This is a genomic window from Kribbella sp. CA-247076, from assembly GCF_050942445.1.
Lineage (GTDB): Bacteria > Actinomycetota > Actinomycetes > Propionibacteriales > Kribbellaceae > Kribbella.
Map to the genome: position 1 here is coordinate 4,546,487 of NZ_CP192051.1, position 14,942 is coordinate 4,561,428.

Annotated in this window: 13 protein-coding genes; 2 read left to right on the forward strand and 11 right to left on the reverse strand. The window is 71.4% G+C overall.

What is annotated here, in order from left to right:
• Positions 1-69 precede the first annotated feature (69 nt).
• On the forward strand, positions 70-1,164 hold the full coding sequence (locus tag ACQPYZ_RS21470) for an aldo/keto reductase (RefSeq protein ID WP_433158776.1): 1,095 nt from the start codon (positions 70-72) through the stop codon (positions 1,162-1,164).
• Here the strand turns inward: ACQPYZ_RS21470 and ACQPYZ_RS21475 are convergent.
• A complete protein-coding gene (locus tag ACQPYZ_RS21475) occupies positions 1,151-1,741 on the reverse strand; it encodes a TetR/AcrR family transcriptional regulator (RefSeq protein WP_433158779.1) in 591 nt (196 codons plus the stop codon). The two genes, ACQPYZ_RS21470 and ACQPYZ_RS21475, sit on opposite strands and share 14 nt — an antisense overlap.
• A 90-nt stretch (positions 1,742-1,831) precedes the next feature.
• Between ACQPYZ_RS21475 and ACQPYZ_RS21480 the strand changes: the two genes are divergently transcribed.
• Positions 1,832-2,791, forward strand: a complete 960-nt coding sequence (locus tag ACQPYZ_RS21480) for a TIGR03885 family FMN-dependent LLM class oxidoreductase (protein ID WP_433158782.1) — start codon at positions 1,832-1,834, stop codon at positions 2,789-2,791.
• Here the strand turns inward: ACQPYZ_RS21480 and ACQPYZ_RS21485 are convergent.
• From ACQPYZ_RS21485 to ACQPYZ_RS21530, 10 genes are all read right to left on the reverse strand, one after another.
• Entirely contained in the window at positions 2,788-3,942 is a 1,155-nt protein-coding gene (locus tag ACQPYZ_RS21485; protein ID WP_433158785.1) for an alkaline phosphatase PhoX, read from the reverse strand. The genes ACQPYZ_RS21480 and ACQPYZ_RS21485 overlap by 4 nt on opposite strands.
• A gap of 107 nt (positions 3,943-4,049) precedes the next feature.
• On the reverse strand, positions 4,050-4,589 hold the full coding sequence (gene cpt, locus ACQPYZ_RS21490; RefSeq protein ID WP_433158788.1) for a chloramphenicol phosphotransferase CPT: 540 nt from the start codon (positions 4,587-4,589) through the stop codon (positions 4,050-4,052).
• Positions 4,590-4,625: 36 nt separating this feature from the next.
• Positions 4,626-5,318 carry a GAF and ANTAR domain-containing protein gene (locus tag ACQPYZ_RS21495; RefSeq protein ID WP_433158790.1) on the reverse strand — a complete coding sequence of 231 codons (693 nt, stop codon included), beginning with the start codon at positions 5,316-5,318 and terminating at the stop codon, positions 4,626-4,628.
• A 29-nt stretch (positions 5,319-5,347) separates the two neighbouring features.
• Entirely contained in the window at positions 5,348-6,598 is a 1,251-nt protein-coding gene (locus tag ACQPYZ_RS21500) for an MFS transporter (RefSeq protein WP_433158793.1), read from the reverse strand.
• Positions 6,599-6,663: 65 nt separating this feature from the next.
• Positions 6,664-7,269, reverse strand: coding sequence for a maleylpyruvate isomerase family mycothiol-dependent enzyme (locus tag ACQPYZ_RS21505; protein ID WP_433158795.1), 606 nt, complete (start codon positions 7,267-7,269; stop codon positions 6,664-6,666).
• A gap of 59 nt (positions 7,270-7,328) precedes the next feature.
• Positions 7,329-8,141: a class I SAM-dependent methyltransferase gene (locus ACQPYZ_RS21510; protein ID WP_433158798.1), complete on the reverse strand. Its 813-nt coding sequence runs from the start codon at positions 8,139-8,141 to the stop codon at positions 7,329-7,331.
• A gap of 75 nt (positions 8,142-8,216) precedes the next feature.
• Positions 8,217-10,094, reverse strand: a complete 1,878-nt coding sequence (locus tag ACQPYZ_RS21515; RefSeq protein WP_433158801.1) for an FAD-dependent monooxygenase — start codon at positions 10,092-10,094, stop codon at positions 8,217-8,219.
• Entirely contained in the window at positions 10,091-11,254 is a 1,164-nt protein-coding gene (locus ACQPYZ_RS21520) for an MFS transporter (RefSeq protein ID WP_433158804.1), read from the reverse strand. The genes ACQPYZ_RS21515 and ACQPYZ_RS21520 overlap by 4 nt, the downstream gene beginning before the upstream one ends.
• A 52-nt stretch (positions 11,255-11,306) precedes the next feature.
• Positions 11,307-14,450 carry a BTAD domain-containing putative transcriptional regulator gene (locus ACQPYZ_RS21525; RefSeq protein ID WP_433158806.1) on the reverse strand — a complete coding sequence of 1,048 codons (3,144 nt, stop codon included), beginning with the start codon at positions 14,448-14,450 and terminating at the stop codon, positions 11,307-11,309.
• A 15-nt stretch (positions 14,451-14,465) separates the two neighbouring features.
• On the reverse strand, positions 14,466-14,876 hold the full coding sequence (locus ACQPYZ_RS21530; protein ID WP_433158809.1) for a PRC-barrel domain-containing protein: 411 nt from the start codon (positions 14,874-14,876) through the stop codon (positions 14,466-14,468).
• Between the last annotated feature and the right edge of the window lie 66 nt (positions 14,877-14,942).

Sequence of the window (14,942 nt, forward strand, 5' to 3'; positions counted from 1 at the left end):
CCAGCCTTCCAGACGTGCTGCTGAGTTCTGTACTTGTGGGTCCAATTTTGCCGAGCCACGATGGATCCCATGGCACTTGACGACTACTACCTTCTCGGCCGGTCCGGACTGCGGGTGAGCCGGCTGGCACTGGGCACGATGAACTTCGGCACCGGCGGATTCCACGCGCCGTACGGCAAGACCCCGGACGAGGCTCGCGCCATCTTCCACCGGTACGTCGAGGCCGGCGGCAACTTCGTCGACACCGCCGACTTCTACACCGCGGGCGAGAGCGAGACCATCCTCGGCCGCCTGATCGCGGACGCGGGCCTCCGCGAACGGCTGGTGCTCACCACCAAGTTCACCAACAGCGTCGATCCCGGCGACCCGAACGCCGGCGGCAACGGACGCAAGGCGATGATCCGCGCGGTCGACGCGTCCCTGCGCCGGCTGCGGACCGACTACGTCGACCTGTTCCTGCTGCACACCTGGGACCGGATCACCCCGGTCGACGAGGTGCTCCGGACGTTCGACGACCTCACCACCGCCGGCAAGATCCGGTACGCCGGCCTGTCCGACGTACCGGCCTGGTACGCCGCCCGCGCGCAGACCCTGGCCGACGCGAACGGGCTCGCGCCGATGGTCAGCCTGCAACTGCCGTACTCGCTGGTCGAGCGGACGATCGAGACCGAACACGTTCCGGCCGGGCAGGCACTCGGCCTCGGCATCACGGCCTGGAGTCCGCTCGGCGGCGGCTTCCTCACCGGCAAGTACCGCAACACCGACCGAGGCGTGGCCGGCACCGGCCGGCTCACCGGTGACGGCGCCCCCGTCCGCACCTGGACCGACCGGCACTGGGAGCTGCTGAAGGTCGTCGAGACCGTCGCCGGCAAGCTCGGCGTGACCATGGCGCAGGTCGCGCTCAACTGGGTCGCCACGCAGCCCGGCATCGCCTCGGCCATCGTCGGCGCGAGCAGTCCGGAGCAGTTGGACAGCAGCCTGGCCGCACTCGACTTCGAGCTGCCGGCCGAACTGCGGGCCGCGCTCGACGAGGCCAGCGCCGTACCGCCGGAGTCGGTCTACCGGATGTTCACGCCGGAGTACCAGGCCTGGCTGGTCAACCCCGGTGCGAAGGTCGCCGACAAGCCGGCCGGCTACCGTCCGCCGGTGGTCAACGCGAGCTGACCCGCAGGTAGTCGAGGCACAGGTCCAGCGCGTCCTCGAGATGCTTGGACGAGCCCGACGACATCAGGATGACGACCCCGCCCTGGATCGCGGCGATCAGCGCCGCCGCGGCCCGGTCGGGGTCGACGTCTGCCCGGATCTCCCCGGCCGCCTTCATGTCCTCGATCCCGGCCCGGATGCGACCCTGCCACTGCGCGAGCAGCTTGCCGGTGACTTCCTGCGCCGCCGGGGTGTGCCGGCCGATCTCGGTGATCAGTACGCCGAGCGGGCAGTGGATGCCCTGACGGCGGTACCGCTCGACGATCACGTCCCGCCACTCCTGCCAGGCGTCCCACGTGCTCAGCCGCCCGAGCTGCGGCTCCTGATCCTCGATCACCCGGTCGGCCTCGCGCTCGGCGACCGCGAGCAGCAACTGCTCCTTGCCGTCGGGAAAGTAGTGGAACAGCTGGCTCTTCCCGGTCCGGCTGCGCCGCCCGACGTCGTCGAGCGTGACCGACGCGATCCCGCGCTCCCGGATCTCGGCGGCCGCCGCGTCCACGATCCGTCCGCGCGTCGCCGCACCCTTCGCCGTCAGCACACGGACAACTGTACCCAGAGGTCCACAACAGTTTTGCCGGCGACGCCGGTGGGCACCGGTAGCCGGATCAACGATCCGGAGGTTTTCTGCATGCCCGTCGTCGGATGGCACGCGTCGCACGAGCAAATTCCGCCCAGTCAGTTGCTGCGGGACATCCAGCTGGCCGAACAGGCCGGCTTCCACGCAGCCTGGTCCTCCGACCACATCACCCCGTGGAGCACGCGGCAGGGTGAGTCCGGCTTCGCGTTGTCGTGGCTGGGAGCGGCGATGGCGACCACGTCCATCCCGGTCGGAGTCGTGAGTACGCCGGGGCAGCGCTACCACCCCGTGGTCATGGCCCAGGCCCTGGCGACGCTGGCCGAGATGTTCCCCGGCCGGTTGTCCGCGGGCTTCGGCAGCGGCGAGTTCATGAACGAGCACATCACCGGCGACCCGTGGCCGGACAAGGCCACCCGGAACGCGCGGCTGAAGGAGTCCGTCGACGTGATCCGGGCGCTGTTCGCCGGCGAGGAAGTGACCCACCACGGCCTGGTCCGGGTGGACCGGGCGAGGCTGTGGTCCCTGCCGGAGCAGCCGCCGCGGATGCTCGCGCTGGCGGTGAGCGAGGCGACCGCCCGGTGGGCGGCGGAGTGGGCGGACGGCCTGGTGACGATCTGGCAGCCGGCCGGGATGCTGAAGCGGATCGTGGCAGCGTTCCGGGAGAACGGCGGCGAGGACAAGCCGCTCGCGATGCAGGTCCACGTCAGCTGGGCGCCGGACGACGACGAGGCCGAGAGCATCGCCTTCGACCAGTGGCGGTCCAACGTGTTCGAGGCGCCGCTGTGCTGGAACCTCGCGACCGCCGAGGAGTTCGACCTGGCCGCCAAGTACGTGCGGCCCGAGGACATGTACCGCAGCGTGGTGATCTCCTCGGATCCGGCGCGCTTCGTCGAGTGTGTCCGTGAGGCGGTAGACCTCGGCTTCGACGAGATCTACCTCCATCACGTCGGTCAGGTCCAGCAGCCGTTCATCGAGACCTTCGGCCGCGATGTCCTGCCCGCGCTCGGTTAGAGGCTGGTGCGGAACGGGCCGGTGACCTCGTAGGTGATGCCGCCGCTGCTCGAACCGCTCGTCCCACGCTGCGACGAGAAATAGAGCCGGTTGCCGGCCGGGTTGAACGCGACGCCGCACAGCTCGGAGCCGGACTGCCCGGTGACCCGCAGGAACGGCGCGACGACGTCGTTCGGCGTGATGATGCAGATCTCCATGTTGCCGCCGTCCTCGGCGACGTACAGGTCACCGACGGCCGCACCGGTGATGTTGTCGACGCCGGTCAGCGGCGGGTTGCTGGTGAGGTTGTCGTCGTACGCGATCGCGATCGTGTTGTTCACCGCGTTGTAGGCCCAGACGCGGTTGTCGCCCTTGGTGGTGAAGAAGCACGTGCCGTTGCGGTAGTAGCAGCCCTCGCCGCCGTTGAAGACCTTCATCCCGGAGACCTGCCGGCGGGTGCGGGTCGGGCTGCCGTCCGGGTCCGGGACGTTCGCCCAGGACAGTGCGCCACCGGACTCCCGCAGTACCTGCAAGGTGCCCGCGGACAGGTTGCCCCAGGTCGACGGGACGAAGCGGTAGAAACCGCCGTCGGGGACGTCCTCGGTCAGGTAGATGACGCGCCGGTCCGGGTCGACCGCGGCCGCCTCGTGCGAGAACCGGCCGAGGGCCGGCCGTCGTACGGCGGCCTGAGCGCCGGTCGGGTCGGTCTCCCAGATGTAGCCGGTCTCGGTCTCCTCGCCCGACAACCAGGTGCCCCACGGGGTCGCGCCGCCCGAGCAGTTCCGCGTCGTACCGGACAGGATGCGATAGGCGCCGGTGATCGCGCCGCTGCTGTTGAACCGCAACGCGCCGGCGCCGCCGGTACCGCTGCTCAGCTCGGAGTTGGACACGTAGATCCAGCCCGTGCCGTTGGCGAAGCAGGCGCCACCGTCCGGGGCACCGTGCCACCGGTAGCCGGTGCCGGGAACGGTCTGCCCCGACCGCGCCAGCACCCGGCTGGTGAAGCCCTGCGGAAGCATGATGCCGTTCGCGTCGGCCGCCCGCAGGCCGCCGTACGGGCTCGGGCCGGTCTGGGCCGGGAACGCGAGCGCCTCGGGCGCCACGCTGAACCCGAAGGCCACCGAGGTCGATGTGCCGATCACGGCCGCGCGAAGAAAGGTACGACGGTCCACGACTGCTCCTCACAACGTTGGGCGGTTGCTGTGCCCGAACAGTCAAGCGAGTCGCACGTGAACACCGCACGAGACCATCCGTGAACGCTGAGTCACAGTACGGCGAATCACCGGGCGGACAGGTGGTGGGCGATCGTGTGCGCGCAGTCGATCGACTCGGTGTGGGTGGTGTCGACCTCGACGTCGTACTTGACGCCCTCGTGGACGACGGCCGCCTGCAACTCAGCCATGCCGGTCACCCGGTCGCCGCGGGCCAGCTCACGTCCGGCGGCCACCGCGGCGTCGCACCGTACGCCGACCCACAGCGCCTCGAGGTCGCCGAGGGCGTCGATCCACCGCTGCTGGGAGCCGGCCCCACCGAGGAACACGTCGTCGACGATCACGCGGCCACCCGCTCGGCACATGGCGACGATGCCCGCCACCCAGGCTGCCTCGAGCTCCCGGAAGACCGGGCCGACGGCGATGTCGCCGTCCGGCTTGAACTCGATGCCGGCGTCCGAGTTCTGCATCGCCGCCGGCAGGGACTCGACGAAACTGTCCACGCCGAACGCCATCCACGGCTCCGGCAGCACCGCCTGCAGGCACCGCACGATCCCCGACTTGCCCGAGCTCGACCCGCCGTTGAGCACAATCATCCGCACTGTCACGCGCCCCAGGCTAGGGCACTGGTGCACCGCTGGGTGTCACTTGAGCTCGTTGCTCTGCCGCTCGACCTGCTCGACGACCTCCTCGGAGATCCGGCGGAGTTTGACGTTGCTGGTCTGCGACAGCCGGGCCAGGAAGGCGAACGCCCGCTGCTCGGTGAGCTTGTAGCGCTCCATCACGATGCCGACCGCCTGGCCGATCGTCGTCCGGGTCCGCAGGGCCTCCTCGAGGTTGTCGATCTCGCGCGCGTACTCGAGCGCCATCGCGGACTGGTGCGCGAACAGCGCGGCCAGGGTGTCGAAGTTCGTGAACGCTCCGACGTCCAGCGCGTAGAGGTTGAGGGCGGCGTTCGCCTTGGGTGCGTCGAACAACCGCAGGCCCGCCTGGGCCCGGATCCCGGCGGCGACGGCGACCGCGGCGTACTTCGGGAACCGCTGGTCGGCCGCCAGGTCGGGCGAGATGACGTGCACCGTGTCCACGGCGGCCTGGTAGCACGGGCCCTGGCGCAGTTCGTACTGCGCGGCGTCGAGCGGCAGCAGCAGATCGTGCGTCGGCGCGATCGTCTCCAGCCGGCCGTCCTCCTCGTGGAGCAGGGTGATGCTGGCGTACTGGACGTCCGGCAGCAGGTCGACGGCCGCGGCCGTGATGTTGCGCAAGGTGTCGTCCAGCGCACGCGGTGTCAGCGCCTTCGACAGCCGGCGCATCGTCTCGACCAGGTCCTCATCGGGCATGAGAACACCAGTACCCGATAACGCCGGAGTCAACTCGGGGCGCCGACCGGTACGCGGACCTCCGCGGCCTGCGAACGGCGGGCCAGCAGGATGAACGGCAGGGCCAGCAGTTGGACGCCCGCGCCGACGACGTACGCCGGACCGTAGCCCCACACGTCCGCGGCCCGGCCGAGCGTGGGCTGGACGACCACGCCGCCACCGGACGCGAGCAGGCTGTCCGACGACAGCACGGTCGCCCGCTGGGCCGACGGAATCAGCTCGTTCAGGTACGCCTGCCGGACCGGCGAGAGCGCCGCGAACAGCACGCCCCAGACCGCGAGCAGCAACAGCGCCGCCCAGAAGCTCGACGTCTGGCCGATCAGCACCAGCACGACGCCGGTGGTCGCGGTCACGGCCAGCATGACCGACGTCCGCCGACGGAACACGCGGGCCACGGACGCCGCGGACAGGCCGCCGACGATCTGGGCACCGGCGACCAGGCCCGCGCTCAGGCCGGCGATCGCGTAGGAGTCGCTGCTGCCGTACAACTCGAGCAGGAACGGCTGCGCGGCGTAGAAGCCGTAGACACTCACCCCGGCGGTGAACGGGGCGGCGAGCATCACCCAGCGCACCGGCGGGTTCAGCAGGCCGTGGTCGAGCGACGACCGCAGGATCCCGCGCATCTCGGCAATCACGGACACCCGCGGTTTCGGGGTGAAGCCGATGTCGTGCATCGCCCGCCAGGCCAGCACGAACGTGACTCCGAGCAGCGCCGCGCGGACGACGTACGGAACGCCGAGATGCGTCCACTGGGCCAGCAGTCCGCCGCCGATCGAGCCGGCCAGCATCGCGGCGCCGTTGGCGATCTGCCCCTTCGCGAACGCGGCGTCCAGCGAGCCCTCGTACCCGGTCGCGTTCAGCCCGTCCACCAGCCACGCCTCGGTCGCGCCGCTGAAGAACGTGAAGCCCAGCCCGAGCAGGACGGATGCGACCGCCCAGGCCGCGAACGGCGACTCGGGCCGCTGCCACAACAACAGGTACAGCAGCGTGGAGCCGAACAACGTGACCGTCCCGAGGAGGTACGACGTCCGCCGGCCGACCGTGTCCGCGACGACGCCGGTCGGGACCTCGAACAGCACCATCCCGACGGTGAAGAACGCGTTCGCCGCGAACGCCTGCCCGATGCTCAACCCGGCGTCGAGCAGGAACAGCGTGTTGACACCCCAGATCATCGACGACGCGGCCGTCGACACCACCGTCAGCGTGATGTACGTCCGCAGAACCTGCTCCGGCCTGGTCATCAGGGACCTCCTCCGTAGTCACCTGCTACGTCGGAGCCGTCCCAGCGATCTCTACACGGCGATCTCTACAACCACGGCGGCAGCGACTGCGCCGGTGCCCCGGAGGCGGTGGTCACGTCCGCGAACGGCCGCCCGGAAAGGTACGCCGCGATCTGCGCCAACGGCCCGTGAAGCTCCGGGACGTCGCCGCGCGTGGCCCGGATCTCGGCGCAGAGCTCCTCGAGGAAGTCCTCCGGCAGGTCCGCGAAGGTGACTCCGGTGCCGAGGTCGACGGCGTGGATCATCACCTCGCGGCTGCGCAGCCACGGAATCGCGGTCGCCGGGATCTCCCGGCCCTGAGCGGTCCGCACGTGCGCCTGCCAGTGCTCGTCGGTCAGGGTGGCCATCGACTCGTCCAGGGTCCGCGCGGACTCGTCGAACCAGCCGATCAACTCCTCGGCCGGTCGCCCTGCACCGGCCTCGATGTCCTGGTTGCGCTGGTCGGGCGAGGAGTACATCGGTCGTTCCTCGCCGGTGCGCGCCCAGTGCACGAGGTTGCCGAGGGCCTCGGCGTTCAGCGCGAGGTGCGCGGCGACATGCTTCCGGGTCCACCCGGGCAGCCGGGACGGGCCGTCCAGGTCCACGAGGGCCTTCCGGCAGAGCGCCGTACCCTCGGCGATCCAGTGCTTCACCGTCGCAACGTACCGGACGAGGCTGTCGCCGGAGCCACAGCCTCGTCCGGCTCGGGTGGTCAGGCCTTGGTCGCGATGGCGATCAGGTACTCCCAGTCGCTCGCCCAGGTGCCGTCGGTCGCGTGGTTCGAGGCTTCCGCCAGCGCGATCACGTCGGCCCGGAAGGCCTGCCGGCCGTCCTCGTCGAGCCGCTCGGCCGCCTTGTACGTCGGTCCGTAGTACGTCAGGAAGAAGTCGGCGAAGTGCTCGGCCGACGCGAACCGCTGGGTCACGGTCGCAACGGTCGTCTCCACCGAGGCGACCCGGTCGCCGAACAGCTCCCGCAGGACCTCGTCGGTCCCCCAGCGAGGTGGCGGCAGCGCACCGGCCGGCGGGGCCGCGTGCTTCCCGACGGTCTTGAGCAGCTGACCGATGAACCCGGTCGGCGTCCAGTTCGCCAGCCCGATCCGGCCGCCCGGGCGGGTGACCCGGACGAGCTCGTCCGCGGCCTTCTGGTGGTCGGCCGTGAACATCACCCCGATGGCCGAGGTGACGTAGTCGAACGCGTCGTCGCCGAACGGCAGGTTCTCCGCGTCGGCCTCGCGGAAGTCGGCGGTCAGGCCCTCGGCCTGCGCCCGCCGCCGGGCGATCTCGACCAGTTCGGGCACGTAGTCGATCCCGCTGACGACCGCGAACCGGCGCGCCGCGGCGAGCGCGACGTGGCCCGTCCCGGTCGCGACGTCGAGCAGGGTCGCGCCCGGCCGCGGATCGACGGCGGCGGTCAGGGCCTCGGCGACCGGCACGGTCACCCAGGCGATCCTGCCGTAGTCGCCGCTCCCCCAGGTAGCACGCTGCTTCGCCTTGATCTCCTCGAAGGTGGCGGTGGTGGTCATGACGGTGGTTCCTCTCTGTGATGCGTGGGCACGCCGACCGTCCTCAGGTCGTGCGCGACGAAGGGAAGTCCGGCCCTAGCGGGCCGCGACCTGATCGGCCGGCAGCGCGTACGGCGCGATGACCGGCAGGTACGGCGACGGATCGCCGGACCACTCGTAGGCGCGGATGGCGGCCGCGCTCCGCCGGCCGGTGATCGCCCGGAACAACTCGGTGCGACCGGCCGTGAGCGTGGTCCCGGGCTCACCCGGACCCAGCACCCAGTCCTTGTGGCCGTCCGACAACCGCAACGCCGGCAGGCCGTGCTCGGCGATCCGCGCGTGCAACCAGTCCCGGTACGCGGCGAAGCCGAAGTGGGTGATCGGTGACCTCTCGTCGGGCTCGAGGCCGAGCGCCTCCCGGAGATCGGCGAGATGGACGGCCAGGTCACCGACAGGGGCCGAGAGCAACCATGGCGGACCGTCCGGCAGTTCGCCACGACGCATCGCCGTCACCAGCCGGCCGCCGTACTCGTCGAACTCGCGGAGCACGGACTCGATCGGGCGGTCGACGCGGGTGGACACCTGTCCGGCGGTCCAGGTCTCGCGTTGCTCGGCGAGCGCGGGATCGCGCCAGGCGTCCAGGGCTTCGGCGAAGTACGACCCGCGGAGACTGTCCTCGGCGATACCGGCCAGGTGGGCGATCAGGTCACGGACCGTCCACTCCGGACAGGCGGGCACCTGCCGGGCGAGCCGCTCCTCGTCGAGATCCAGTGCGAGCACCTGCCGGCGGCCGTCGTCGTACGACCAGGCCGCCGTCCAGCGGGCGACGCGCTCGCGAGTGGTGACGCGGGACGGACGCACCTGCTTGGTGAACGTGTCGAGGAACTCCTGCCCGGCCACGGGATCCGACGCCAGCCCCGAGAAGGTGGCGGCGGCCCGGCCGCGGGCGAAGATCGCCAGCCCGTAGGACCACTCGTAGTACTCGGCGGCGCGTTGGTCGCGCCAGTCCTGGTACCCGTCCAGGTCACCTCCGGCGGCGAGCGTCGTACCGATGTACCAGGCCTGCTCGATCGCGTCGCCGATCCCCTGGGCGGTCACCGGGTGCTTGAAGTGGCCCGCGTCGCCGAGCAGCGCCCAACCCGGGCCGGCCGCCTGGCGGTAGTGACCGCGCAGCATCGTCTCCGGGACGACGACGATCGGCGAGATCCGCTCGGCACCGTCCAGCAGCCGTGCGTTCAGCACCGCCGGGAACTGGTGCAGGGCGGCCAGGTAGCGCTCCTCGCGTTGGGCGGCCGAGCCCCGGGTGATCTCCGGCGTACCGGTGACCGACAGCAGGTGGATGCCGTCCTCGCACGGCACCGACATCAACGCCGACTGCTCGTGCACGTCGATGTGGCACCAGTCCGACGGCGGCAACCCACGCCAGTACGCCAGCAGGAACGCCATCTCGCCGCGGCGCTCGTCCGTCGCCGGCACGCCCAGCCGTCGCGCGACCGTCGAGACCCGCCCGTCCGCGCCGAACACCCAGGTCGACTCGATCCGCTCGCCGGTGTCCAGTACGACGCCCCGCACCGGATCGTCACCGATCAGCTCCGACACCCCGGCCCTGCGGAACTCCGCCCCGGCCGCCGTGGCCAGGTCGACCAGCGCCGCGTCGAGCGTGATCCGGCGAACGCAGGTCGCCCGGTCGAAGCCACCGATCGGCGTGAACCCGCCGGCCACGTCGTGACCGAGCACCCGCCAGCCGAACTTGACCATGCGCAGCTCGTGCTCGGCCCGGAGCGCGGCCAGCGCACCCAACTCGTCCAGGCGCTGGAGCGTGTCCGGGAACATCACGTGCGTGGACACGGTGTCGCTCGGGAACTCATCCCGGTCGACCAGCAGGACTCGCTGGCCGGCCCGGGCGAGCAGGGTCGCGAGGGTCGCCCCGGCACAGCGTGCGCCGACCACGACGGCGTCGTACCGCTCGGTCATCGCACACCCACCTTCGGACGGGCAGTGGTCTGATGATCGGTCGCGGTCACACCGACCGCAAGGAGCAGAGGTACGGCGAGTGCGACGCCGACGACCGTCCAGCCGCCGAGGGCGAGGCCGAGCCCGCCGAGTACGGCGCCGGCCAGGTAACCGGCCTGCATGGACGCGGCCCGCACACTCATCGCCTGCAGCGGACCGACGTCGCCCAGGTCGAGCCCGACCGAGCTGCCGGCCATCATCCGGACCCCGGCGACGAAGGCGGTCACCGCCCACATCCCCACGGAGAAGGCGAACGACGGCCGGACCGCACCCAGGATCAGGGTCGCCGCGATCAGCGCCGATCCGGCCACGAGAACCATCGGCCGAGAGGCGCGGTCCACCCAGCGCCGGGCCAGGAACGTGGCGACGACGTACGCGACCGCTCCGCCACCGAGTGCGAGACCGGTCGTTGCCGTCGACGCGCCGTGGGCCTCGGTGAGCAGGGTCCCGACGTACACGAGCACGCCGGACCAGCCGCCGTACGCGAGCAGCTCGCTGACGGCCCACCGGGTCGCCTTCGGGCGGCGCAGGATCGACAGCACCGGCAGTGGAGTCGGCTCGAGCGGGCCATGCTCGCGACGCGAGACCGCGCGCAGGGACAGTAGGCTCGCCACGAGCGGGACCAGCCAGGCGAGTCGCCAGCTGTGGCCGCCGAGCAGCCCGATCAGCGGCATGCCGGCGATCCACGCGCTCGGTGCGCCGACCATCGCCCAGGACAGCAGCGTGGCCCGATCGCCTGCCGGCGCCCAGCTCCCGGCCGCCGCCAGCCCGCCGGCCAGGACCAGGGAGACCCCTGCTCCGAGGACGGCCTGGGCCGCGGCCAGTGCGGCGAAGGACGGGGCGAGCACACTCGCCGCGGCGGCGAGGGTCAGCAGTCCGAGCCCGAGCTCCAGCAGGCCGCGCAGCTCCCGGCGCCGGCGGCTCACGGCCAGACCGATCGCGACCAGGGCGGCGACCATGCCGGACATCGCCCGCAGCTGACCGGCGGCCGCCGAGGAGACGCCGAGGTCGGCAGCGACCCCGGACAGGATCGGCGTGAGCACGAGCAGACTCAACTGCCCGGCGAACATCGACCCGAACAGCCTCGCGCTGTCCGCGGCCGGAGACTTCGATGCGTTCATGCCGGCAACGATGACGAGCCGATGTTGAAATCCTGTGGAACCGCTGTTGAGGTCAGCGGCCCCAGGCCTTCAGCGCGGCGGCTCGCCGCCACGGCAGCCGGTACGCCGTGAATACGTCGACGGCTCGCTGGTACGCCTCGTCCGCCCCGGTCACCGCCGCGCGAGCAAGCTCGACCACGCCAGCCAGTCCACGCCAGTCCTCACCGGCCGCGACGATCTCCTCACACCGTGCCAGCTGTTCCGTTGCCTCATCGCGCTCGCCGACCTCCGCCAGGATTCGGGCGAGCTCAGCGCGCGCGGCGAGCTCGGTCGGAACCTGCGGACCGTCGACAGCGATGGTCACCGCACGTCGCAGCGCGGCGACGGCTCCCTCCTGATCACCGAGCAGCCTGCGCACTCCCCCGAGCCAGCGAGCATTCAACGCGGCGTCGTGCAGGTCGCCCGCGTCCTCGTCCCGGCGGAGCGCCGCGGACCAGTCCTGCTCGGCCTGCGCCCAGTCGCCGCCGAGGAACGTGAGCACCCGCCGGCTGACCGCATCAGCCGGCAACGGGCCGGCCACTCGCCGCGCGTCGTCCAGCTCGCCCATCGCCGCGAGCGCCAGCGCGAGCTGGTCGACGATGGTGTCGTGCGGCCGCTCGAACGTCTCGAACCGCGCCTGCGCCAGCCCGCGCCGGCACCACGCCCGGCCGGCGACCGGATCCAGCAGGTACGCCGTCGCGGTCAGCGCGGCCCCGCTCACCGAGGTCCAGCCCAGGTACGGATCGGCCACCTCGTGCGCGGTCGCCCACATCGCTTCCCGGAGCTTCTCCGCCTCGCCCACCCGCCCGCGGTTGAACTCGTACCACGCCCGCCCCCAGGACGCCATCACGACCAGATCCCGTCGGCCCAGGTCGGTGGCCAGTGCGTCCGCCCGGCGTGCGGCGTCCCCGAGCAGCTCGGTGCGTGCGCCGTACATCGCGGCCTGCGTCAGCCCACGGTGCAGGTGGAATCGGTCGCCGTTGAGGCGTTCGGCGGCGGCGAAGTGCTCGATCGCCCGGGGAATGTCCATGACCGCGTGGTTCGTGCACAAGGCACCGCCGAGACGGCTGTGGACGGTCGCCGACGCGGCCCGGTCACCGGCGTACAGCTCGAGGGCGCCCTCCAGCAGTTCGATCGCCCGCCGGTCGCCGAGGCTCGACTTGAGCCGCAGATTCGCGGTCGCGACCGCGGCGGCCGCCCGTCGTTCGGCGGCGGCGCCGGACTGCTCGAGTACGTCGACCGCGGCCTCGGCGTGATCGACCGCCTCGTGCCAGGCGTAGAGCCGGGCCGCCTCCTCCGCGGCCCGTAGGCTGAGGTCCGCGGCCTGCTCCGGATCCGCCGCCGGCCCGGCCGCCCGCAGCTGCACGGCGGCCGCGGCGACCGTTGCCCCCGGCAATAGTGCGGTGGCCGCGCGGACGTGCAGCCGCCGGCGGCGGGTCTGGGGTAGGTCGGCGTACACGGCCTCCCGCATCAGGTCGTGCGGGAACCGGTACGTCGCCTTCCACGAGCTCCCCGCCTCGACCAGGAACCCGGCACCGATCGCCTGGTCGAGCGCGTCGATCAACGGATCCTCCGCCAAGTCGACCACCTGCGCCAGGATCCCGAACTCCGCCTCGCTCCCGAGGACGGCCGCACACCGCACGACCTGCTGCGCCTCGGCCGGCAGGGCCTGCAGACGATGCCGCAGTACGTCGCGCACGCCGGACGGCACCACGAACGGCCCGTGACCGGCGTCGAGGTCCCGCACGACCTCGCTCGCGTAGAACGGATTGCCGCCCGTACTGCGCCACAGCTCCTGGACGAACTCGGCCGGCCGGTCGCCGACCAACGAGCCCAGATCCCTTTCGGTCAACGGCTGCAGCGCTATCCGATCCGCCCCCGGGACGTCACCGACCAGCTCCAGCAGCGCGGGATGCCTCGTCCCCGGTGGGTCGCGGAAACACACGATCACCAGGACACCGTCGGGAAGCCGACGCACGACGTTCCGCAGCAGTACGGCGCTGGCGTGGTCGATGCGCTCGGCGTCCTCCAGCACGAGGGCGACCGGCGCCTGCCGGTCCAGCAGCCCGACGACGCGGTCGCGCATCATGTCCGGGGACTGGGCAACGATCTCCGGACTCTCGTCGAAGGCGGCCAGGATCGGCTGGTACGGAATCTCGGCCTGATCGCACCGCCCGACCAGCACGTCAACCCCCGTGCCGTCGGCGAACTCCGCGACCAACCTGGTCTTGCCGACTCCGGCCTCACCGGAGACCAGTACGACGCGACCGGCACCGGCTCGCACGTCCTGCCAGAGCGCGCGCAACCGTTCGAGCTCGGTCGACCGTCCGACCATCCGGTCACGGCGGACGCTGCTGAACAACGCATCCGGCGGAGCCTTCACCCGACCCGCCGGCTGCGTACGCGCAAGCAGCAGCGCCGGATCGCCACGCAGGATCGCCGTCTCGAGTTCAGTCAGTGCCGGGCCGGGATCCAGGCCCAACTCGTCCGCGAGCCGTTGCCGAGCCGCGGCGTACGCCGCCAACGCGTCGGCCTGCCGTCCGGCCCGGTAGAGCGCAAGCATCAACTGGCCGTGGAAGGGCTCCCGGAACGGATGCTCGGCCACCAACCGCTCGAGCTCGGGGATGACGTCGTACCGGCCCAGTGCGAGGTCTGCGCTGATGCGGGCCTCCAGCGCGTCGAGGCGGAGTCCGTCCAGCCGCGCGGTCTCGGCCTCGGCAAACAGTGGTCGGCCCAGGTCGTGGAGGACCGGTCCACGCCAGAGCGCCAACGCCTCCTGCAGTAGCTGCGCGGCTCGCTCCGGGTCGGCCAGCCCGACGGCTTCCTGGCCGAGTCCGGCCAGCCGCTCGAAGCGATGGGCGTCGACCTGGTCCGGATCGACCGCGAGGCTGTAGCCGGTGCGACGGGTGACAAGGACGTCCGCCGCCCCGACAGACGCGAGGCGGCGGCGCAGATGTGAGACATGCGTGCGGAGGGTGACTTCGGCGCCCGCCGGCGGTTCTTCGCCCCACAGGGCCTCCGCCAACCGGCCGGCGGACACCGACTGGTTCAAGTGGATCAGCAGCACCGCCAGCAGCCCGCGTTGCTTCGGGCCCCCGAGGTCGAGCCGTCGCCCGTCGATCACGACCTCGAGCTCGCCCAGGAGCCCGAACCGCGATGCGCTTCCCCCTGCCGTCACATAGGCAAGGTACGACTACCGCGGCCAGCCAGGGTAGAAGTAGCCGGGACCCCAGAACGGCGGAGTGTCGTAGTAGCCGTAGACGTCTTCGAGGTAGTGGCGTTCCGGGACGACGTCCGGGTCGTATACGGGCGCGCTCGCGACCCGGTTGCGATCCGTGGAGATGTGGACGTTCTCGTCGTCCACGCGGGTGATCGCGTCGACCGGCACCAGCCGCTTCTTCTCGCCGAGGCCGAGGAAGCCGCCCGAGCCGATCTCGAGGAACCGCACCCGGCGTTCGTCCTCGTCGACCAGCAGTCCGTCGACCTTGCCGACCTCTTCCTCGTTGAGATCCATCACCCTTCGACCGCGCAGGTCGTCGGCGGGATCGGCCAGTGTCAGGCCGGCGTCGTCCAGCCGGACCAGAGTGTGCGTGAGCTCGTTCATCGGTCCTCCTTCGCAGGTTGCCCGATCAGATTGCTCGGTGCAGCCGGCCGGTGACACCGTGTGCGA

Bases quoted from the DNA above. Each gene is read 5' to 3' on its own strand.
- ACQPYZ_RS21530 (WP_433158809.1), bottom strand. From the start codon at position 14,876: ATGAACGAGCTCACGCACACTCTGGTCCGGCTGGACGACGCCGGCCTG.
- ACQPYZ_RS21510 (WP_433158798.1), bottom strand. From the start codon at position 8,141: ATGACCACCACCGCCACCTTCGAGGAGATCAAGGCGAAGCAGCGTGCT.
- ACQPYZ_RS21515 (WP_433158801.1), bottom strand. From the start codon at position 10,094: ATGACCGAGCGGTACGACGCCGTCGTGGTCGGCGCACGCTGTGCCGGG.
- ACQPYZ_RS21470 (WP_433158776.1), top strand. From the start codon at position 70: ATGGCACTTGACGACTACTACCTTCTCGGCCGGTCCGGACTGCGGGTG.
- ACQPYZ_RS21495 (WP_433158790.1), bottom strand. From the start codon at position 5,318: ATGCCCGATGAGGACCTGGTCGAGACGATGCGCCGGCTGTCGAAGGCG.
- ACQPYZ_RS21500 (WP_433158793.1), bottom strand. From the start codon at position 6,598: ATGACCAGGCCGGAGCAGGTTCTGCGGACGTACATCACGCTGACGGTG.
- ACQPYZ_RS21520 (WP_433158804.1), bottom strand. From the start codon at position 11,254: ATGAACGCATCGAAGTCTCCGGCCGCGGACAGCGCGAGGCTGTTCGGG.
- ACQPYZ_RS21480 (WP_433158782.1), top strand. From the start codon at position 1,832: ATGCCCGTCGTCGGATGGCACGCGTCGCACGAGCAAATTCCGCCCAGT.